Below are 20,601 nucleotides of genomic sequence, written 5' to 3' on the forward strand. Positions count from 1 at the left end.
TCGATTGCAGTTTTATTGTTCAAGCTGCCGCTCGACGTTGCCCCCCTCTGGCCTGCCGGCCATCTCCCCCACAGGTGGGGAGATCAGCCTTCATGACGACTTTCGCCAATCTGCAGCGTGGCAGAGTGGGCCTTCAGCGTTGCAGAAAGGGCGGCGCGAGCAAAGCTGCTAATCTCCCCACCTGTGGGGGAGATGGCCGGCAGGCCAGAGGGGGGCGCGAAGGAATGCGGCAGACGTGGTTTGGGTTGCCACCATAGCGTAGCAGCCATCAAGCCTACTCCACCCACATCCCATCGCCCCAGTCCAACTTGCGCGCAGACTTGAACGCAGCCCCCTCGCGCCGGGTGATGAGCCTTTCGCCAACTGAGCCATCCGCCTCGCACAGCTTCAGCCGAACCATGCCGCTACTCGCCTGCGGCGGTGCCAGCACGCGCGCATCGGGCCCATCTGCAGGCACACGCGACGCCGCGACAAAAATATACTTCTCGTCCTCCCACGGCACCTCGCCGCCCTTGGCCAGACGGTGCAGGCGCGAGCGGGCAACGCGGCGGGAGAAGTGGCACCAGTCGGGTGTAACCAGCGGGCAAGCTACCTGATGCGGGCAAGGCGCTGCAAGATGCGCGCCGGCTTCGATCAACCGCGCCCGCACGCGTAATATGCGCTGCCAGCCGGCCGGCGTGCCGGGCTCGACGATCACCAGCGTGCCCGTCGTCAGGCTCCACAACCGGTCGATCAGCGGATCAATCTTTGCCGGGTCGAGTTCGTCCAGCACATAGGCCAGCGTCACCAGATCGACGGGTTGCAAATCGCGCAGACCGCCGCTCACATCGGCGGCGACATAGCGCGCAATTGTTGGCGTAGCATGACCGGCTAGCCCCGCTCCAACCGCGCGGATGGACGGGCTGGTCTCGACCAGAACCGCCTCCTCCAGGCCGTCCCAGCAATCGCGCGCCGCCCAGAACGCCGTGCCGGGACCGGCGCCGACATCGAGCAGGGTTTTGGGCGAGAAGTCCGGCAGGCTTTCCGCCACCATCTCCATGCTGGCGCGAACCGCAGCAAAAGTCGCCGGCAGCCGCGTCGCCAGATAGGCTTTCGCCGCGAGATCGTCGGAAAGATGCAGCCTGCCGTCGCGCGTCTCGGCGCGATAGCGGCGCGACAGCGTGTCCGCCGCCTGCTTCAGCTTCGGCAGCGGGATGCCTTCCAGAACCTGATCGACCGCCTGCCGAAGCGGCGCGGGAAGTTCCATACCTGTTAGTTTCCCTCTTGGGGCGGGACGACCTTCTTATTCCTGAAGCATGATCTTGCCCCAAAAAGTCTGCAACTTTTTGGGATCATGCTTTAGGCGCTGCCGAATTTCCGTGACGCGTCGAGCGCGAGGCCGAGCCCGACCGAGCCGAACATATCGCCTTCCACCACCGTTGCACCCGGAAAAAGCGCAAGCACGCTCTGCTTGAGCAGCGGGATCGCCGTCGAGCCACCGGTGAGGAACAGCGTCGTGATCTGCCCCGCCTTCAGACCGGCGTCCTCGAGAGTCCTGGACACCGTGGCGGTGACGCGGCCCACGGCTTCCTCGATCGCCGCATCCAGGCCGGCGCGCGTCATCGGCACGCTCAGCGTCTCGTGGGTCAGGCGAATATCCATCAACACCTCGGCGTTGTCGGTCAGTTCGATCTTGGCGCGCTCGACCTTGCCGGCCAGCGCATGGCCCTGCCTGTGGCTGACGATGTCGATCATGCGCTCGACCAGTTCCGGCCGCGCCGCCTCGTAGCGGATCTGGCGCAGGTCGGTCGCCGCCTTGGCGGTATAGAGCTGGTTAATGCGCTGCCAGGTAGCGAGGTCGAAGAAATAGCCGGCTGGCAAGTTGCGCTTGCCGTCCTTGGTCTGCGTCTTGTAGCCGAGCTCGGGCATAAGATGCGCCATGGACAAGAGCCGGTCGAAATCGGTGCCGCCGATATGGACGCCGGTGTTGGCCAGGATGTCGTCCTTGCGGTCGACGGCGCGTGCCCGCTCTGGCGAGACGCGCACGATGGAAAAGTCCGACGTGCCGCCGCCGATATCGATGATCAGCGCCAGTTCCTCGCGCCGCACGCTCTGCTCGTAATCGAGGGCAGCCGCAATCGGCTCGAACTGGAAGGCGATGTGCTGGAAACCTTGCGCGCGGGCGGCCTTTTCAAGTTGGCCCTGCGCGTCACGGTCGGCTGCCTCGTCGTCATCGACGAAATGCACCGGGCGTCCGAGCACGACGCTGGCGACTTCGCCATCGGCGGCGTGCTCCAGCCGCTGCTTCAGATAGCCGACGAAAGTGCCGATAATGTCGGAGAACGCCAGATAGCGCGCCTTGATGCGGGTCTTTTCGTGGATGAGGGACGAGCCGAGCACGCTTTTCAGCGCGCGCAGCAGGCGGCCTTCGGCATGTTCGGTATAGTCTTCGATGGCGCGCCGGCCGAAATAGGTGCCGTTGTCCTCGAAATTGTAGAAGACCGCGCTCGGCATGGTGACATGCTCGTTCTCCAGCCGCACGAGCCGTGGCCGGCCCTGATCCATGACGCCCACCGTCGAGTTGGACGTGCCAAAGTCGATGCCACCGCTGATCGGTTTCATGGGGTGCTTCCTTGTCTTTGATTGCGGCCGCGGCGCGGGGAGACAGGCGGTTACACAAGGCGGGCGACAATGTCGAGGCTGCAGGCCGGTTTTTTTGCTTGCCCCGCCACGATTTCGCACCCCATACCCACATAAGGAAAAACGCGGTATAGACGCCGCCCGGAAAGCGAGTCTTCTACTCAGGCATGGCAAAGATTCCCCTCAAGCTCGAAGAGATGGTCGACGGCGAAACCCTGCGCCGCGAACTGACGGCACTCACAGCCGAGACCGGCGGCGATGGCTCGTCGCTGGCCGTGCGCGGCAAGGTGCTGCAGCTGCTGAAAGAGACCAGCGTTGCCGGCCGCGCGGTCGCCGAAAGAATGCTGATGGAGGATGGCGGCGGCACGGCCTGTGCGGCGCGGATTTCCCATCTCATGGACGAGATCATCCGCGCGCTCTACGATTTCGCCGTCACCCATGTCTATCGCGCCAAGAACCCGTCATCGGCCGAGCGCATGGCGGTGGTGGCCGTCGGCGGCTATGGCCGCGGCACGCTGGCGCCCGGTTCCGACATCGATCTCCTGTTTCTCCTTCCCTACAAGCAGACGCCGTGGGGCGAGCAGATCGTCGAATACATGCTCTACATGCTGTGGGACCTCGGGCTGAAGGTCGGCCACGCCACCCGCAACATCGAAGAGTGCCTGCGCCTGTCGCGCGGCGACATCACCATCCGCACCGCCATCCTCGAAGCCCGTTTCATCTGGGGCGAGGAAAAGCTCTTCAACGAACTGCTTTCGCGTTTCGACAAGGAAGTGGTGAAGGACACCGGCCCTGAATTCGTCCAGGCCAAGCTGGCCGAACGCGATGACCGCCACGCCAAGGCCGGCGAAAGCCGCTATCTCGTCGAGCCCAACGTCAAGGACGGCAAGGGCGGCCTGCGCGACCTGCAGACGCTGTTCTGGATCGGCAAATATTTCTACCGCGTCCGCAATGGCGATGAGCTGATCGACCAGGGCGTTTTCACCCGCGCCGAATACAACCAGTTCCTCAAGGCCGAGGATTTTCTCTGGGCGGTGCGCTGCCACATGCATTTCCTCACCGGCAAGGCCGAGGAAAGGCTGCATTTCGACATCCAGCGCGATATCGCCGAACGGCTCGGCTATACCAGCCATCCCGGCCTGTCGGCGGTCGAGCGCTTCATGAAGCACTACTTCCTCATCGCCAAGACCGTCGGCGACCTGACCCGCATCTTCTGCGCCGGTCTGGAGGAGGAGCAGGCCAAGCATGTGCCGGGCTTCAACCGCATCTTCCTGACCTTCTCGCGTCGCCGCCGCAAGCTGGCCGGCACCACCGACTTCATCGTCGACAATCACCGCATCAACGTCGCCGACGATCATGTCTTCGAGCGCGACCCGGTCAACATGCTGCGCCTGTTCTGGTTCGCCGACCGGCACGGGCTGGAATTCCACCCCGACGCGCTGAAGCTTTTGACGCGGTCGCTGTCGCTGGTCGACAAGAACCTGCGCCGCAACAAGGAAGCCAACCGGCTGTTCCTGGATATCCTGACGTCGGACCGCAACCCCGAGCTCAATCTGCGCCGCATGAACGAGGCCGGCCTGCTCGGCAAGCTGATCCCGGATTTCGGCCGCATCGTCGCGATGATGCAGTTCAACATGTATCATCACTACACGGTCGACGAGCATCTGCTGCGCTGCATCGGCGTGCTGTCGGAAATCGAACGCGGCGACGGCGAGAAAATCCACCCGCTGTCGCATTCGTTGATGGCGGGGCTGAAGAACAAGCGTGAGGCGCTCTACGTCGCCGTGCTGCTGCACGACATCGCCAAGGGCCGTCCCGAGGACCATTCGGAGGCCGGCGCACGGATCGCCCGTCGTCTCTGCCCGCATATGGGGTTGTCGGCGGCCGACACCGAGACCGTGGCATGGCTGGTGGAAAACCACCTCGTCATGTCGATGACGGCACAGACGCGCGACCTCAACGACCGCAAGACGATCGCCGATTTCGCCGATCTGGTGCAGTCGGTCGAGCGCATGAAGCTGCTGCTGATCCTGACCGTCTGCGACATTCGCGGCGTCGGGCCGGGCGTGTGGAACGGCTGGAAGGGCCAGCTTCTGCGCACGCTCTATTACGAGACCGAGTTGCTTCTGACCGGCGGCTTCTCCGAAGTGTCGCGGGCGCAGCGTGCCGGACAGGCACGCGAAAGACTGGCCGAGGCCCTTGCCGATTGGCCCGAGAACGAGCGCAAGCGCATCGTCGGGCTGCCCTATGAGAACTACCTTCTGGCTGTCGATCTCAAGGACCAGATCCGGCATGCCCAGTTCATCCGCGAGGCCGATGCGGCGCAGAAAAAGCTCTCGACCATGGTGAAAACCCATGAGTTCGAGGCGGTGACCGAAATCACCGTGCTGGCGCAGGACCATCCGCGCCTACTCTCGGTGATTGCGGGTGCCTGTGCGGCAGCCGGCGGCAACATCGTCGACGCGCAGATCTTCACCACCTCCGACGGGCGGGCGCTGGACACAATCCTTATTTCCCGCGAATTCGACCGCGACGAGGATGAGCGCCGCCGCGCCGAGCGCGTCGGCCGGCTGATCGAGGATGTGCTGTCCGGCAAGAGCTGGCTGCCGGAAATGATCGAGAAGCGGACCAAGCCGAAGCGCGGCGCCAAGGCCTTCCGTCGCGAGCCGCGCGTCGATATCCGCAACACGCTGTCGAACCGCTTCACCGTCATCGACGTGTCCGGCCTCGACCGGCCGGGCCTGCTGTCGGAAATCACCGGCGCGCTGTCCGACCTGTCGCTGGACATTGCGTCCGCGCACATCACCACCTTCGGCGAAAAGGTGATCGACACTTTCTATGTGACCGACCTGACCGGCCAGAAGATCGACAACCCGACCCGGCTCCAGACCATCCGCACCAGGCTGATCGCCACGCTCGGCGGCGAGGCTGCCGTCCAGCGCGCAGCCAAGGCCAAGGCGGCAGCGGAATGAGCGCCGCGCCGCTATTCTCCCCCCTCGAGGGGGAGATGTCGCCAAAGGCGACAGAGGGGGTCGGCAGACGCCGCGCTCGACGCAAAGGAACGTCGAGCACTGCCGCACCGACCCCACCCGGCCGCTCGACGGCAGGGCAATTGGATATGGCACGGCCTACCCCCACTCCGTCGCGCTTCGCGCGCCACCTCTCCCCCTCAAAAGGGGAGAGGAAGGGAGCCAGCCTCGCGGCCGTGTGGTTCCTCTCCCCCGTCGATCGGGGGAGAGGTGGCTCGGCGAAGCCGAGACGGAGTGGGGGTCGAATTTCACATGCAATCGCCTCCCCCTCGAGGGGGAGGGAGACCACCCCATGAGCCTGATCAAGAAATTCGCCACCGTCGCGTCCGGAACGCTGATGAGCCGCGCCTTCGGCTTCATCCGCGAGATGCTGATGGCGGCGGCGATCGGCACCGGGCCGATTGCGGATGCCTTCTACGCCGCCTTCCAGTTTCCCAATACGTTTCGCCGGCTGTTTGCCGAAGGCGCCTTCAATGCCGCCTTCGTGCCGCTCTTCGCCAAGGAGATCGAGGCCAACGGCACCGATGGCGCCAAGCGCTTTTCCGAAGAAGTCTTCGGCGTCCTGTTCACCGCACTTCTGGCGCTGACCATCGTCATGGAACTGGCGATGCCGCTGCTGGTGCGCTTCGTCATCGCGCCGGGCTTTGCCGACGACGCGCAGAAATACGATCTCACCGTGGCGCTGGCCACCATCATGTTCCCCTATCTCATCTGCATGTCGCTGGCGGCGATGATGAGCGGCATGCTGAATTCGCTGCGCCGCTATTTCGCTGCGGCAATCGCCCCGGTATTCCTCAATTTCATCCTCATCGGCGTGCTGGCCAACGCCTGGCACAAGGGTCATGACGGCCTGACCGTCGGCTATGCGCTGTCCTGGGGCGTGCTGGCGGCGGGGCTGGTGCAGCTCGCCATCGTCTGGATCGCTGTGCGCCACGCCGGCATCTCGATCGGCTTTCGCCGCCCGCGCCTGACGCCCAACGTCAAGCGCCTGCTGATCCTCGCACTGCCCGCCGCCATCACCGGCGGCATCACCCAGATCAACCAGCTCATCGGCACAGCCATCGCGTCGGGGCAGAACAGCGCCGTCTCCTCGCTGGCGCTGGCCGACCGCGTCTACCAGCTGCCGCTCGGCGTCGTCGGCGTGGCGGTGGCCATCGTGCTCCTGCCGGAACTGGCGCGCGCGCTGAAATCCGGCAATCTGAAAGAGGCCGCCAATCTGCAGAACCGCTCGGTCGAGTTCACGCTGTTCCTGACCTTGCCGGCAACCGCCGCCCTACTGGTCATGTCGGAACCGATCGTGCGCGTGCTCTACGAGCGCGGCCAGTTCGCCGCCACCAACAGCACGCCGACGGTCGCCGCGATCCTCGCCATCTTCGGCCTCGGCCTGCCGGCCTTCGTGCTGATCAAGGCCTTCACGCCCGGCTATTTCGCCCGCGAGGACACGCGCACGCCGATGATCTTCGCCGCGATCTCCGTGGCGGTGAACATCGCCGTCGCGCTGACGCTGTTTCCCGAAATGGGCGCGCCGGGCATCGCGGTTGCTTCCGCTATTGCCGGCTGGGTCAATGCGGCCATGCTCTTCGGCGTGCTGATCAGGCGCGGCCACTGGGGCACCGATCTTCCGCTGCTGACCCGCATCCCGCGGCTGGTGCTGGCGGCAGCGGTGATGGGCCTTGCGCTCTATTTCGCCATCCAGTGGCTCGCGCCCTACCTCGCCTCGTCCTCGCCGGTCTACACGCAGGCCGCGACGCTGGCCATTCTGGTCGGCGCCGGCACGCTGATCTATTTCATCGTCGCCTTCGGCACCGGCGGCGCCGATATCGGCATGCTGCGGCGGAGTATCAAGCGGGGGAGAGGAAAGCCGCCCGCGCCGGAACCGGAGTGACGCCTACGCGGCGCGCGGTTGGATCTTGGCAAGTTCGTCACCGAGCCGGCGCTTTTGCTCCATGAGCTCGAAATCATGCTGAAGACCGAGGAAAAACCCTTCCGATATGCCGAAATAGCGGGCCAGCCGCAGATCGGTATCGGCGGTCACCGCCCGTTTGCCCAAGACGATCTCGTTTATCCGACGCGGCGAAACGCCGATGGCGCGCGCCAGCGCATTCTGGCTCAGATGCATAGGCTCCAGGAACTCGGACAGCAGGATCTCGCCGGCATGCGGATTGTGCAGATGCTCGTCAGTGGTAATCGGTGATTTCGACATCGCTCGGCTGCCCTTCCTTCCATTGGAAACATATGCGCCACTGATCGTTTATCCTGATCGAGAATTGCCCTTTGCGATCTCCTTTCAGGGCCTCAAGCCTGTTGCCAGGCGGCACGCGCAGATCGTCCAGTTGCCGCGCCTGATTGATGAGCCTGAGCTTGATCAGCGCCTTGTTCTGGATGTCGGGCGGCAACCTGCGGCTTCGCAGACCATTCCATATCTTCTCCGTCTCGGGATCAGCGAAGCTTGCAATCATTACTCAATATATAACGCATAACGTTATAAGGTGCAACGGAAGACATTTGAAGCCACTTGATCGCATCCGCGCCTTCGTTCATAAGCGCGCATCGATTTTCGCCGCGCGCGAAACGGCCCTCCACAAGCCACGAGGAACACAAATGACCGCCTTCAAGCCGCTCGTCTTTTCCGGTGTCCAGCCGACGGGCAATCTCCATCTCGGCAATTATCTCGGCGCCATCCGCCGCTTCGTCATGCTGCAGGACAGCCATGACTGCATCTACTGCGTCGTCGACCTGCACGCGCTGACCATCGCGCCCGACCCGGTCGAGCTGATGAAGGCGACGCGCGAAGTGACCGCGGCGTTCCTGGCCGCCGGCATCGACCCGAAGAAGCACATCGTCTTCAACCAGAGCCGGGTGATGCAGCATGCCGAGCTGGCCTGGGTGTTCAACTGCGTCGCCCGCATGGGCTGGCTGAACCGCATGACCCAGTTCAAGGAAAAGGCCGGCAAGGACCGCGAGAACGCTTCGGCGGGCCTGTTCGTCTATCCGAGCCTGATGGCTGCCGACATCCTCGTCTACCGCGCCACCCATGTGCCGGTTGGCGACGACCAGAAGCAGCATCTCGAGCTGACCCGCGACATCGCCCAGAAATTCAACAACGACTATTCCAGCCGCATCGCCGATCTCGATGTCGGCGTGGAGATGATGTCGGGCGAGGAGAAGGTGAACGGCTTCTTCCCGCTGACCGAGCCGCTGATCGAGGGCCCGGCGCCGCGCGTCATGTCGCTGCGCGACGGCTTGAAGAAGATGTCGAAATCCGACCCTTCCGACCTGTCGCGCATCAACCTGACGGACGATGCCGAGACGATCTCCAAGAAGATCCGCAAGGCCAAGACCGACCCGGACGGCCTGCCGTCGGAAGCGGACGGGCTGAAAGGCCGGCCTGAAGCCGAAAACCTCGTCGTGCTCTATGCCGCCCTTGCCGAAACCAGCAAGGACCAGGTGCTCGCCGAATTCGGCGGCCAGCAGTTTTCCGCCTTCAAGCCGGCGCTTGCCGATCTTGCCGTTGCCAAGCTCGCGCCGATCGCCACCGAGATGCGCCGCATTTCGGCCGATACCGCCTATATCGACAGCGTGCTGAAGGACGGCGGCGAGCGCGCCGGCAAGCTTGCAGAGACCACCATGAAAACGGTGCGCGAGATCATCGGGCTCGTCAGCAGCTGACGAGCCGCCGGCGCCTTGCTTCCAAACCGCCTAGTGACCCCCGAAATGTCAGCAGCATTTCGGGGCCATATGCTGGCGCTTGCCGATGGCGGGCGCCAATGGCAGATTGCGCCGAAACAGGCTTTCCCGCGATAGGGTTGGAAAATGGTCTCTAAACGTCTCAGCCGGGAAGCCGGACACCGACGCAAATTCCTCGCGATCATCGACGACACGCCGGAATGCGAGCGCGCCGTGGCCTACGCCTCGCGCCGCGCGAAAAGCACCGGCGGCGTGGTCGTGCTGCTCTACGTCATCGAGCCCGGCGATTTCCAGCACTGGCTTGGCGTCGAAAAGATCATGCGCGAGGAGGCGACGGCCACCGCCAAGGCAGCACTGGACACCTATGCGGTGAAGGTGCGCGAGACGCTGGGTATCGAGCCGGAACTGGTGGTGCGCGAGGGCAAGCCGGCCGAACAGATCCATCTTTTGATCGAAGAGGACCAGGATATCGCCATCCTGGTGCTTGCGGCGGGTGCGGCCAAGGAAGGACCGGGACCGCTGGTTGCCTCGATTGCCGGCAAGGGTGCCGCCTTCCCCATTCCCGTCACCGTCGTGCCGCAGAATCTTTCCGACGAAGACCTTGAAAGCCTGGCCTAAGCAAATCATCTGTCCGGCAGGGTTGCCGACGACCGGTTTCGCTTGAATGTCGCCGGCATAAAGCCTATTTAGAATTATTCCAAACTATACGCACGGAGATGCGGCCATGTTCATCCAGACCGAGGCGACCCCCAATCCCGCCACGCTGAAATTCCTGCCCGGCAAGGAAGTCCTGCTCGAAGGCACGGCCGATTTCCGCGATGCAGACGCTGCGCGCGAAGCCTCGCCGTTGGCCGGCCGCCTGTTCGACATTCCGGGCGTGACCGGCGTGTTCTTCGGCTATGACTTCGTCACCGTCACCAAGGACGGCCCGGACTGGCAGCATCTGAAGCCGGCAATCCTCGGCGCGATCATGGAGCATTTCATGTCCGGCGCGCCGGTGATGGCCGTCGGCGGCCAGGCGGCAACCGACAAGGCCGACCAGAGTGGCGAGTTTTTTGGCGAGGAAGACACCGAGATCGTCGCCACCATCAAGGAACTGCTCGACACCCGGGTTCGCCCGGCCGTGGCGCAGGACGGCGGCGACATCACCTTCCGCGGCTATGAGAACGGCACCGTGTTCCTGCACATGAAGGGCGCCTGCGCCGGCTGCCCGTCGTCCACCGCGACGCTGAAACACGGCATCCAGAACCTGCTGCGCCATTTCGTGCCCGAGGTTCAGCAGGTCGAACAGATCAGCTGATTTTTAGCCGCACCAAAAACCTCTAAAAAACAAAAAACCGGGCCAAAAGCCCGGTTTCCTGTTTTGGACGTCCGTGTTGCCGAGACGGTCCGTGTGCAGTCTGTCGCCACTTTCACCATCCGAAAAGCCTGCAACTTTCCGGACGGCCCCCTAATTCGTCAGAGCAATTCCAGGAAAAGTGTGAAACGGCTTTCCGTCCGGAACTGCGTAAAAACAAATACTTAGAGCACCACCACCTTCGCGCCGACTTCGGCACGATTGTAGAGATCGATGATGTCCTGGTTCATCAGGCGAATGCAGCCTGACGACATTGCCTTGCCGATGGAGAACCATTCCGGCGTGCCGTGGAGCCGGTAACCGGTGTCGCCACCCTTGTTGAACAGATAGAGCGCACGCGCGCCGAGCGGGTTGGTCAGGCCGGGCGGCATGCCCTGGCGCCATTTGGCGAGCTCGGGCTGGCGGCCGATCATCTGCGAGGGCGGCGTCCAGACCGGCCATTCGCGCTTCAACGCCACGCGCGCCGAGCCCTTCCACTCGAAACCTTCGCGGCCGACGCCGATGCCGTAACGCATGGCCTTGCCTTCCGGCAGCACGAAATAGAGGAACTTGTTGCTCGTATCGACGATGATCGTGCCCGGCGCTTCCGCCGTGTCATAGCGCACGACCTGGCGATGGAACTGCTTGGGCACCTTGTAGATCGGGATCGTCGGAAGCTGGTAGCCTGCGTCGGTGCGCGTGCCGTAGTCGCCCGAGAAAGTCCTGAGCCCGCCGTCGAAAGTGCAGCCTGCCAGGGCTGTAGTCAGCGCCAGGGCTGCCGCAACGAAAAGTGGTTTCATGCGCATGAATAAATCCGCTGCTCCAACCCGACCACGCCGGCCCGATTCGGGCCGCATTTTCGCCTTCATTCTTAACGGGCGTTTTTAACCATTGCCAAGAGCACGGCCCCGCCAGCGCGGGCTTGACGCACGGGTAAGTTGAGGCTGTGGCGCTTTTGCAACAGAATTGGCGGGGTTTTGGGTGGAGAGGGGAAAATATCTGGCACGCCTAAGAGCCTGCAAATTTCACAAGCTACGCCAGAGAGATCGCGAGGAAGTCCACGGTGTGGCAATAGAGGATGTCGCAGAGAAAGCGTCTACAAACGCAAAGGTCGGGCTAAGAACCGGCACCACGAGTCCTGCGAGGAGAAATCACCCTTCGCCGTTCCAGAAGTTCTTCTCGCCGTTTCTTGTTCACTTCCATACGACGATTAGATTTCGGTCTTACCGCCATAGGATTTTTTCTCGCTTCTGTTGAGTGGATCGACTGCCCCAATGTTGCCGTCTGCTGGTCTAGCATTTGCAGAGCATCACGATAAAAGTCGCCAGAAGCCCGGCTATCCTGGCGTTGTAATTCCAAACTCTGGGATTGCAGTTCAAGACTTTCCTTCTGAAGTTTGATCGATTGATGCTGCAAATAGATGCCAACCAGCGCAATCAAGGCGGTCAGTGCAGGCATGCCCAGAACCATGAATCTCTCGAAGAGTCGACCCAGCACCGGGTCGAGTTCTTTGGCCTCGCGGACGGCCGTCTCTGGCGTTATTTCTCCGGCGCGCGCTCGTTCTCCGATATAGCGCAATCGAGCGAGAATCTCGGCAGTCAAGGGCGGACCTGAGACAAGTTCGAACTGATCGCCATGCACATTAAATGTGCCTTCAGCCAATTTCGCCAAACGCCCACATTGAGGGCACGTCATGCTGGTGCCCCTTATGGTAACATTGGAGGAATTCTCAATGTGAATTCCTCCGGCCCCGTCAAAAACGAGATCGCAGTCAGCGCAGTGTCCGGGCACGTTTGGCATGATGCGGAAGGTATGTGAGTCGATGAATTTGTTAAATACACGACCTCCCAAAAACAGGTTCAAAACGAGAACATTCGGTGGCACACTGTCCCCATGCCTATTGTCCTGCCGATTCCCGTCAACCCGCTTGTCGATGGCCGCCAGTCCGAGCGTGCGATGATCGTGCGGCGCGGGGTGCAGCGGCTGTTGATGCAGATGGGCATGCATGTGCTGCCCGAACTGTCGCTGGCAACCGGGCGGCGGGCCGACCTCGTCGCGCTGACGCGGCAGGGCGACATCTGGATCATCGAGATCAAATCGTCGATCGAGGATTTCCGCGTCGACCGCAAATGGCCGGACTACCGGCTGCATTCGGACCGGTTCTTCTTTGCCACGCACCCGGACGTGCCGGCGGAAATCTTTCCCGAGGAATGCGGGTTCATTCTCTCCGACGGCTATGGCGCGGAGATCATGCGCGACGCGCCCGAGCACCGCATGGCGGCGGCGACGCGCAAGGCGCTGATGCTGCGCATTGCGCGGGCCGGTGCGGCGCGGTTGTTGGCGGCGGAGCTTGCGGGTGTTTCGGTGCCGGCGCTGGAGGGTGAGAGCGAGTAAGTTTTCGCGGGAGCGATTGCAACGCCGCCCCCCTCTCCGTCGCGCTTCGCGCGCCACCTCTCCCCCATTTCATGGGGGCGAGGAACCCAGGTTCTGGAACGCCGCGACCTCGGCGGGTGCCGGTTCCTCGCCCCCGCAAAGCGGGGGTCCGAAGGACGGGCGAGACCCACGGCTCGCCCCGGCAAGGTGGCTCGGCGAAGCGCGACGGAGAGGGGGTTTACGTCGTAGGCGCTACCGAAAGCGCGCGAAAGAAACCCTTACCTCGGCGCGCGCTTGGCCAATATCCGCTGCAACGTCCGCCGGTGCATGTTGAGCCGGCGTGCGGTCTCAGACACGTTGCGCTCGCACATTTCGTAGACGCGCTGGATATGCTCCCAGCGCACGCGGTCGGCCGACATCGGGTTTTCCGGCGGGGCGGCGCGCTCGCCGCCGGTGCGGGTGAGGGCGGCAAAGACGTCGTCGGCATCGGCCGGCTTCGACAGATAGTCGATGGCGCCGAGCTTCACCGCGGTCACGGCGGTGGCGATGTTGCCGTAGCCGGTGAGGATGATGGTGCGGGCGTCGTCGCGTTTCTCGCGGATCGCCGCGACCACGTCGAGGCCGTTGCCGTCGGCTAGCCGCATGTCGACCACGGCATAGGCCGGCGCATGGGCGCGCGCCTTGGCGACCGCTTCCTCGACGCTCTCGGCGGTCTCGACCTGGAAACCGCGGGTTTCCATGGCGCGGGCCAGTCGGGTCAGAAACGGCTTGTCGTCATCCACGATCAGCAGCGAGGTGTCGCCGCCGGTAATGCTGCCATCAACTGTTTCTTCCGCGATCATCATCGTCCATCCATCTGTCTAATTTTTAAGCGAATATAAGCGTGTAACGCCTGTTTTGCCACTGCGCAGGGTTAAACGCCGTCCTTTCAGGCGAAACAGCCTTTATTTTCACGGTCTCTAAGCGGTATCGAACATCGAGGACGATGCCGAGCCGGGGTTCAGGAACACTTCGCGCGGCCAGTCGATCTGCACCACCGCACCCTTGCCGCGCTCATTGGCATTGTAGAAGGCAAGCGTGGCGCCGGAGCGTTCCAGCAGCGTCTTGGCGATGAACAGGCCGAGCCCGAGACCCCCGCCCGACTCCGGCCCCTGCCGCGTCGACATATAGGGCTCGCCGATGCGGTCGATGATCTCGGGCGGGAAGCCCGGCCCGTCATCGACGATCTCGAAGACGACGCTGCGGTCGTCCCAGCGCCAGCGGATGGTGACTGCGCTGGCGGCGAAATCGACGGCATTCTCGACCAGATTGCCGAGCCCGTAGATGACGCCCGGATTGCGCCGCCCGACCGGCTCCGCGCCGATGCGCTCGCCCGGCTCCAGCTTTATCGAGATGCCGAAATCGCGATGCGGCGCGATCACCTCCTCGACCAGCGAGGTCAGCGGCAGCCGCGCCAGATGCTCCTCGCTTTCCGACGACAGGCTGGTCAGCCGCTTCAGGATCTGGCGGCAGCGTTCGCTCTGCGAGCGCAGCAGCGTCACATCCTCATGGAACTTGGTGTCCTTGCCGAGCGCGCGTTCCATCTCCTTGGCCACCAGGGCGATCGTCGCCAGCGGCGTGCCGAGTTCGTGCGCGGCGGCGGCGGCAAGCCCGTCCAGCGCCGACAGATGCTGTTCGCGCTGCAGCACCAGTTCGGTGGCGGCGAGCGCGTTGGCCAGCAGCCGCGCTTCCTCGGCAACGCGCCAGGCATAGATGGCGGTGAAGGCGATGCTCGACATCACCGCCGTCCACATGCCGGCGACATAGACGAAGGGCATGGCGAGCTCCGCACCTGCCGTCCACGGCAGCGGCAGATGAACGAAGACCAGCAGCGTCGCCATCGCCATGACGAAGCCGCCGAGCAGTGCGGTCATGCGCAGCGGCAGCGAGGTCGCGGAAATCACCACCGGCACGGTCATCAGCAGCGAAAACGGATTGGTCAGCCCACCGGTCATGTAGAGCAGGCCGGCAAGCTGGAGCGCGTCGAAGGTGAGGATACCGAGTGCTGCCAGCGGCTGCAGGCGGTGCGCGGAGGGAAAGCGGAAGGTCAGCAGCAGGTTCAGCCAGGCCGAGCAGGCGATCAGCGCAAAGCACAGGCTCACCGGCAGCGGGTAATCGAGCCAGTAGGCGACGAACATCACCGTGACGCTCTGGCCGATGATCGCCAGCCAGCGCAGGCGGATCAGCGTGTTCAGCCTCAGGCGGTGGGTCTGCTGGAAATCGGGCGTTTGCAGCTTCTTGATCATGCCGGCTTTATGCGCTGGAGAGGCGTTGTGCGCCAAGCGCTATTTGACGCGGGGTTTTGCCCGCGCGGTGGCTGCCGTGGCCAGCGGATCGTCGGGCCAGACATGCTTGGGATAGCGCCCGCGCATGTCGGAGCGCACATCGGCCCAGGAGCCGCGCCAGAAGCCCGGCAGGTCGCGCGTCGTCTGGATCGGCCGGTGCGCCGGCGACAGCAGTTCCAGCGTCAGCGGCACCGTGCCGTTGGCGATCGATGGATGCTTGTCCAGCCCGAACAGCTCCTGCACGCGGATCGCCAGAACCGGCCATTCGCCCTCATAGTCTATCGGCACATGGCTGCCCGAAGGCGCATCGAAATGCGTCGGGGCAAGTGCGGAAATTTTTCGCTGCAGGTCCTGCGGCACCAGCGACATCAGCCCGGCCTGAAGCACGCTCGACGCAATGCGCGCGAAATTCGCCTCGCCGGTCAGGAAGGGCAGCAGCCAGTCGTCCAGCGCGGCAATCAGCGCTTCGTCGGAAACATCGGGCCATGGCGCGCCGAGGCCCTGATGCAGCCATTGCAGGCGATGGCGCAGGATTTCCGCTTCCTTGCCCCAGTTCAGCAGCGACAACCCATCCTCGCGCAGCGCGTCGATGATGGCATGGTCGGCGTCAGTGCCCGTCGGCGGCGGCAGCATGCGCTCCGACAGAAGGATAGCGCCGAGCCGCACGATCTCGCGCACCCGCACGGCGCGTTTGTCGCGGTCGAAGGCCGTCTCCAGCCTCTTCTCGATGCGGTGGCCGAGCGCGGCGCGGATATCGGCTTCCGAAACGGACGCGGCGGCGGAAATGCGCGCATTCTGCGCCTTGCCTTGCAGGTCGGCGACGACAAGGAAGGCTTCGCCGGCCAGCGGATCGGCGGCATCGAGTGCCGCGCCGCTGCCATTGGCAAGGACAAAACGCCCGCGCTCGCCACGCGCCTTGGCGACACGATCGGGCCAGGCGTGGAGGAGGAGCGCGCCGGCATTCCCCTCCCCCCTTGAGGGGGAGGTGCCGCCGAAGGCGGCGGAGGGGGTCGGTAGAGGCAGCACGCCAACTTTACCTTCCCCCTTGAGGGACGGGTCGGACCGCGCAGCAGATCTGGGCGAGTGAACGTCAGCCGAGAGCCCGGCCCCGGCCACCCCCACCCCGGACCTTCGGTCCGACCCTCCCCGCAAGGGGGAGGGTAAGGCCTTCGCCAGCCTCTCCGCCAATTGCCTTGCCGCAGTCGCCCGCGGTGATCTTTCGCCGCGAAACCGCGACAGCCGCCGCTCAAGATCGGCGCCGTCGCCACCGAGGCCGCGCTCGGTCAGGAGAACGGCGAGCTGCGCCGCCTCGCCGGCATGACCGTCGCCGGCCGCTTCCGCCACCATATGCGCCAGCCGCACCGGCAGGGCCAGCTTGCGCATGGCCTCGCCGGACGGCGTCAGGCGACCGTCGGCGTCGATGGCGTCGAGTGCGCCGAGCAGCGCCTTGGCCTCGGCCAGGGCGGGTGCGGGCGGCGGATCGAGAAAGCCGAGGCTTGCCGGATCGGCGACGCCGAAGGCAGCGCAATCGAGCACGAGGCCGGACAGATCGGCCTCCAGGATTTCCGGCGGCGTGAAGGCAGGCAGCGCCGCCGTCTGCTCGGCGCGCCACAGCCTTATCGCGACACCCGGCTGGGTGCGCCCGGCGCGGCCGGCGCGCTGGTCGGCGGAGGCGCGGGAAACGCGCACCGTTTCCAGCCGCGTCAGGCCGCTCGCCGGCTCGAATTTCGGCAGGCGCGACAGGCCGGAATCGATCACCACGCGCACGCCGTCGATGGTGATGGAGGTCTCGGCAATCGCGGTCGCCAGCACGACCTTGCGGCGTCCGGCAGGGGCCGGCTTGATCGCCGCATCCTGCGCCTTGCCGTCGAGCATGCCGTAGAGCGGCACGATATCGGTGTCGGCCTCGATGCGCCCCTCGAGCCGCTCGCGCGTGCGCTCGATCTCGCGCTGGCCGGGCAGGAAGGCGAGCACGCTGCCGGGCTCGTCCACCAGCGCCTCGCGGATCGCTTTCGCCATGGCATCCTCGACCGGCGTGCCGGCTGGCCGCTCCTGATAGCGGACATCGACGGGAAAGCTGCGGCCCTCGCTTTCGATCACCGGAGCCCTGCTGAGCAGCCGCGCGACCCGCGCGCCGTCCAGCGTCGCCGACATCACCAGCAGCCTCAATTCCGGGCGCAGCGCGCCCTGCACGTCGAGCGCCAGCGCCAGCCCGAAATCGCCATCGAGCGAGCGTTCGTGGAACTCGTCAAAGATGACCGCCGAAACGCCGGGCAATTCCGGATCGTCGAGGATCATGCGCGCCAGAATGCCCTCGGTGACGACGAGGATTCTTGTGCGCGCCGTCTGCCGGCTCTCCATGCGCATGGCGTAACCGACGGTGCCGCCCGGCTCCTCGCCAAGCAGCTGTGCCATGCGCCGTGCGGCGGCGCGGGCGGCCAGCCGGCGCGGTTCCAGCAGCAAAATTTTTCCGCCGCGCAGCCATGGCGCGTCGAGCAGCGCCAGCGGCACCAGCGTCGTCTTGCCGGCACCGGGCGGCGCGACGAGCACGGCGCTCGAGCCTGCCGCCAGAGCATCGAGCAGCGCCGGCAGCACTGCCGTGACGGGAAGTTCGGGCAAGGCGATCATCGCGCATTCCCGATGCGGACGACCGGCCCGCCTGCGGCGTCGGCATCGGCCTCGTCATGCGTCACCAGCACCACCGGCAGGCTGCCGGCTCGCGCCTTGGCAAAAACCAGTTCGCGCATCTGGCCGCGCAATTCGGCGTCGAGCTTGGAAAAGGGTTCGTCCAGCAGCAGCATGCGCGGCGCCGACAAAAGCGCACGCGCCAGCGCCACCCGCGCCTTCTGGCCGCCGGACAGCGTGTCGGGATCGCGCGGCGCCATGCCGGCGAGGCCGACACCTTTAAGCGCTGCCTCGGCAAGCGCATGACGCGCCGCCTTGCCCTTCACACTTGCCGGAATGGCAAAGACCAGATTGCCGCCGACCGACATATGCGGAAACAGCAGCGGGTCCTGAAACAATATGCCGACGTGCCGGTCCTCGGCCGGCAGAGCGGTAAGCTCCAGCCCGTCTGAGAACACCTTGCCGGAGGCTTCGAAAGCCGGCGCAAGAAAGCCGCCGATATAGGCAAGCAATGTCGACTTGCCCGAACCGGACGGCCCCATCACCGTCAGCACCTCGCCGGGCGCGACGCGATGCGTCAGCACCACGAGCCTGTGCCCGTTCAGCGCGATCGACACATCGTCCAGAAAGAGCCCGTTCTCGGCCATCACCCAACCGGTCTTAAGTTTCAGCACCGCGCGCTCATACGCGCATGGCGCGGCGATGCCGGAATATCAGCGCCGGCACGAGCGTGGCAACCGCAAAGCCGATCACCGGCAGCAGCATCTGCAGGAAGGCATAGACACCGATGATGCGGCGGTTACCGCCGGAGGCAAGCGCTACCGCCTCGGTGGTGATGGTTTCGAGCCGTCCCGCGCCGATCAGCACGGTGGGCAGATACTGGCCGATCGAGACTGCAAAGCCGACCGCCGCCGCAACTAGGATGGCACGAAGCATCATCGGCAGGCGGATGCGCAGAAGCGTCGCTGCGCGGGATTTGCCAAGCCCCGCCGCCACCGCCTCGTAGCGCCGGTCGAAGGCGCGCCACGGGTCGCCGAGCGACAGGAAGACATAGGGCATGACGAAGACCAGATGCGCCAGCACCAGCGCCGGCAGGCTGGCCACCGTTCCCGTGCCGACGAAAATCAGCTGCAGCCCGAACAGGAACGCCGCCTGCGGCACCAGCAGCGGCAGGTAGATCAGGAACAGCGCTCGCCGGCCCGCCCTTTTTCCGGTCTCGTCCTCGCGGATCAGGCAGAGCAGGGTCAGCGCGACGGCAAGCAGCGTCGAAAGCGTTGCCACCAGCAGCGTCGTCGCCAGCGGTGCTGCGATACGCGGCGCGGTCTTCATCCAGGCGCTAGCGGTGAAGCTGTCGGGCAGCGCGTTGGGGAATTGCCACAGCCCGGCGAAGGACCAGAGGGCCAGCGTCGCAAGCCCGGCGAAGATCGTCAACGCCGAGGTAATCATGGCGACGAGGGCCGCTCGCGCCAGCCACGCATCGCGCCGAAAACGCAGGCCGCGATCACACAGATGATCGCGCATGGCTGCGCCGATGTGCTCAAGCCCGATCCAGATGATGATCGCCAGTGCCGTGATGCAAAGCTGCAGCAGCGCGCCGGCAGACGCAAAGAACCGCATCGACAGTTCCGGGTCGCTCATCCAGCCAACCAGCCGCACGGCCAGCGGCGCCGGCGTCGTCGGGCCGAGGATGGCCGCGACATCGACCACCGAGGAGGAAAAGGCAATGACCGCGAAGACGGCAAGCCTGATCTGGCGGTAGAGCGGCGGCCACACGCCGTGGATAAACCCCGCAATGCGGCCATAGCCGAGCGAGGCCGACAGCGCCCGCGTGCGGGCAAGGTCGATCTGCGGCAGTGCCGCCAATGCGATCAGGAGAAGAAAGGGTATTTCCTTGACGATCAGCCCGGCCATCATCGATAGGCCCATCGGATCGTTGACGATGAGCAGATCGGGCGGACGCTGCCAGCCGGTCAGGCCGGGCGAGATCAGCCGGGATATCATGCCGGACGGCGCGATCAGGAAAGCGAAGCCGAAGGCGGCGGCGGCATGCGGCACAGAAAGCAGCGGCGAGATGAGATGCTGGATGCGCGAGAAGGCTTTCGTGCCGGCCCAGCCGGCGATGAATAGCGCGACGATGCCGAGCGAAATGGCGGCAGTGACGAGCCCGGCGGCAAGGCTGATCAGCGCCGACATCATGATGCCGGGGCGGGCAAGCAGTTCGCCGATGTGGTCGAGCGTGAAACCGGTTCCACCGAGCGCCGGCAGATAGCCAAAAGCCGGCAGCAGCGTGCCGAGAAGCCCGGCGAGGATCGGCCCGGTGAGGAGGATAACCGCCAGCGGCGGGCCTAGGCGGGGGAGCATTGGATAGGTTGAGGTGATGGTATTTTGCTCTGCTTCGCGGGACTATCGCAGTCTGGAATGCGGAGGGTTTCGCTTTGGACGCGACCCCCTCTCCGTCTCGGCTTCGCCGAGCCACCTCTCCCCCGCTTCGCAGGGGCGAGGGACCCAAGTCCTGAAATGTCGCGGCTTCTCAGAACCCAGGTTCCTCGCCCCCATGAAATGGGGGAGAGGTGGCGCGCGAAGCGCGACGGAGAGGGGGCGATAGCGT

17 protein-coding genes are annotated in these 20,601 nt (G+C 64.7%); 6 read left to right on the forward strand and 11 right to left on the reverse strand.

Annotated features, from left to right (window positions below; genetic code table 11):
• Positions 1-274: 274 nt before the first annotated feature.
• Both BM413_RS06760 and BM413_RS06765 read right to left on the reverse strand, forming a co-directional pair.
• Positions 275-1,246: a small ribosomal subunit Rsm22 family protein gene (locus BM413_RS06760; protein WP_091911636.1), complete on the reverse strand. Its 972-nt coding sequence runs from the start codon at positions 1,244-1,246 to the stop codon at positions 275-277.
• Positions 1,247-1,338: 92 nt separating this feature from the next.
• Positions 1,339-2,601, reverse strand: coding sequence for an Hsp70 family protein (locus BM413_RS06765; RefSeq protein ID WP_091911638.1), 1,263 nt, complete (start codon positions 2,599-2,601; stop codon positions 1,339-1,341).
• Positions 2,602-2,786: 185 nt separating this feature from the next.
• Here BM413_RS06765 and BM413_RS06770 point away from each other — a divergent pair, with 185 nt between their 5' ends.
• Entirely contained in the window at positions 2,787-5,591 is a 2,805-nt protein-coding gene (locus BM413_RS06770) for a [protein-PII] uridylyltransferase (RefSeq protein WP_091911640.1), read from the forward strand.
• Between the two features lie 349 nt (positions 5,592-5,940).
• Entirely contained in the window at positions 5,941-7,533 is a 1,593-nt protein-coding gene (murJ, locus tag BM413_RS06775) for a murein biosynthesis integral membrane protein MurJ (protein WP_091911642.1), read from the forward strand.
• Between the two features lie 3 nt (positions 7,534-7,536).
• On the opposite strand, the gene BM413_RS06780 is transcribed toward murJ, so the two are convergent.
• Positions 7,537-7,851, reverse strand: a complete 315-nt coding sequence (locus BM413_RS06780) for a HigA family addiction module antitoxin (protein WP_091911644.1) — start codon at positions 7,849-7,851, stop codon at positions 7,537-7,539.
• Positions 7,826-8,107: a type II toxin-antitoxin system RelE/ParE family toxin gene (locus BM413_RS06785; RefSeq protein WP_091911646.1), complete on the reverse strand. Its 282-nt coding sequence runs from the start codon at positions 8,105-8,107 to the stop codon at positions 7,826-7,828. Before BM413_RS06785 ends, BM413_RS06780 begins: the two co-directional genes overlap by 26 nt.
• 142 nt (positions 8,108-8,249) lie before the next feature.
• Here BM413_RS06785 and trpS point away from each other — a divergent pair, with 142 nt between their 5' ends.
• From trpS to BM413_RS06800, 3 genes are all read left to right on the forward strand, one after another.
• Complete coding sequence (gene trpS, locus BM413_RS06790; protein ID WP_091911766.1) at positions 8,250-9,317, forward strand: tryptophan--tRNA ligase; 1,068 nt, start codon at positions 8,250-8,252, stop codon at positions 9,315-9,317.
• A gap of 144 nt (positions 9,318-9,461) precedes the next feature.
• Positions 9,462-9,953, forward strand: coding sequence for a universal stress protein (locus BM413_RS06795; protein WP_091911648.1), 492 nt, complete (start codon positions 9,462-9,464; stop codon positions 9,951-9,953).
• A gap of 106 nt (positions 9,954-10,059) precedes the next feature.
• Complete coding sequence (locus tag BM413_RS06800) at positions 10,060-10,635, forward strand: NifU family protein (protein ID WP_091911650.1); 576 nt, start codon at positions 10,060-10,062, stop codon at positions 10,633-10,635.
• Between the two features lie 221 nt (positions 10,636-10,856).
• On the opposite strand, the gene BM413_RS06805 is transcribed toward BM413_RS06800, so the two are convergent.
• Positions 10,857-11,477 carry a L,D-transpeptidase gene (locus BM413_RS06805; protein WP_091911652.1) on the reverse strand — a complete coding sequence of 207 codons (621 nt, stop codon included), beginning with the start codon at positions 11,475-11,477 and terminating at the stop codon, positions 10,857-10,859.
• 310 nt (positions 11,478-11,787) lie between these two features.
• Complete coding sequence (locus BM413_RS06810) at positions 11,788-12,555, reverse strand: hypothetical protein (protein WP_175544261.1); 768 nt, start codon at positions 12,553-12,555, stop codon at positions 11,788-11,790.
• A 9-nt stretch (positions 12,556-12,564) separates the two neighbouring features.
• On the opposite strand from BM413_RS06810, the gene BM413_RS06815 reads away from it, so the two are divergent.
• Entirely contained in the window at positions 12,565-13,065 is a 501-nt protein-coding gene (locus BM413_RS06815; protein WP_091911657.1) for an MmcB family DNA repair protein, read from the forward strand.
• A gap of 257 nt (positions 13,066-13,322) precedes the next feature.
• On the opposite strand, the gene BM413_RS06820 is transcribed toward BM413_RS06815, so the two are convergent.
• The 5 genes from BM413_RS06820 to BM413_RS06840 all read right to left on the reverse strand — a co-directional run bounded on the left by BM413_RS06820 (position 13,323) and on the right by BM413_RS06840 (position 20,354).
• Complete coding sequence (locus tag BM413_RS06820) at positions 13,323-13,886, reverse strand: ActR/PrrA/RegA family redox response regulator transcription factor (protein ID WP_091911768.1); 564 nt, start codon at positions 13,884-13,886, stop codon at positions 13,323-13,325.
• A 117-nt stretch (positions 13,887-14,003) separates the two neighbouring features.
• On the reverse strand, positions 14,004-15,329 hold the full coding sequence (locus BM413_RS06825; protein ID WP_091911659.1) for an ActS/PrrB/RegB family redox-sensitive histidine kinase: 1,326 nt from the start codon (positions 15,327-15,329) through the stop codon (positions 14,004-14,006).
• A gap of 39 nt (positions 15,330-15,368) precedes the next feature.
• The gene (gene hrpB / locus BM413_RS06830) at positions 15,369-17,996 is read right to left on the reverse strand and encodes an ATP-dependent helicase HrpB (protein WP_091911661.1); all 2,628 of its coding nucleotides are present in this window, start codon (positions 17,994-17,996) and stop codon (positions 15,369-15,371) included.
• Positions 17,993-18,640 carry an ATP-binding cassette domain-containing protein gene (locus BM413_RS06835; RefSeq protein WP_091911663.1) on the reverse strand — a complete coding sequence of 216 codons (648 nt, stop codon included), beginning with the start codon at positions 18,638-18,640 and terminating at the stop codon, positions 17,993-17,995. The genes hrpB and BM413_RS06835 overlap by 4 nt, the downstream gene beginning before the upstream one ends.
• 34 nt (positions 18,641-18,674) lie before the next feature.
• On the reverse strand, positions 18,675-20,354 hold the full coding sequence (locus BM413_RS06840) for an ABC transporter permease (RefSeq protein WP_091911665.1): 1,680 nt from the start codon (positions 20,352-20,354) through the stop codon (positions 18,675-18,677).
• Positions 20,355-20,601: the final 247 nt, after the last annotated feature.

The sequence above is a fragment of the Mesorhizobium sp. YR577 genome (assembly GCF_900116595.1).
Lineage (GTDB): Bacteria > Pseudomonadota > Alphaproteobacteria > Rhizobiales > Rhizobiaceae > Mesorhizobium_M.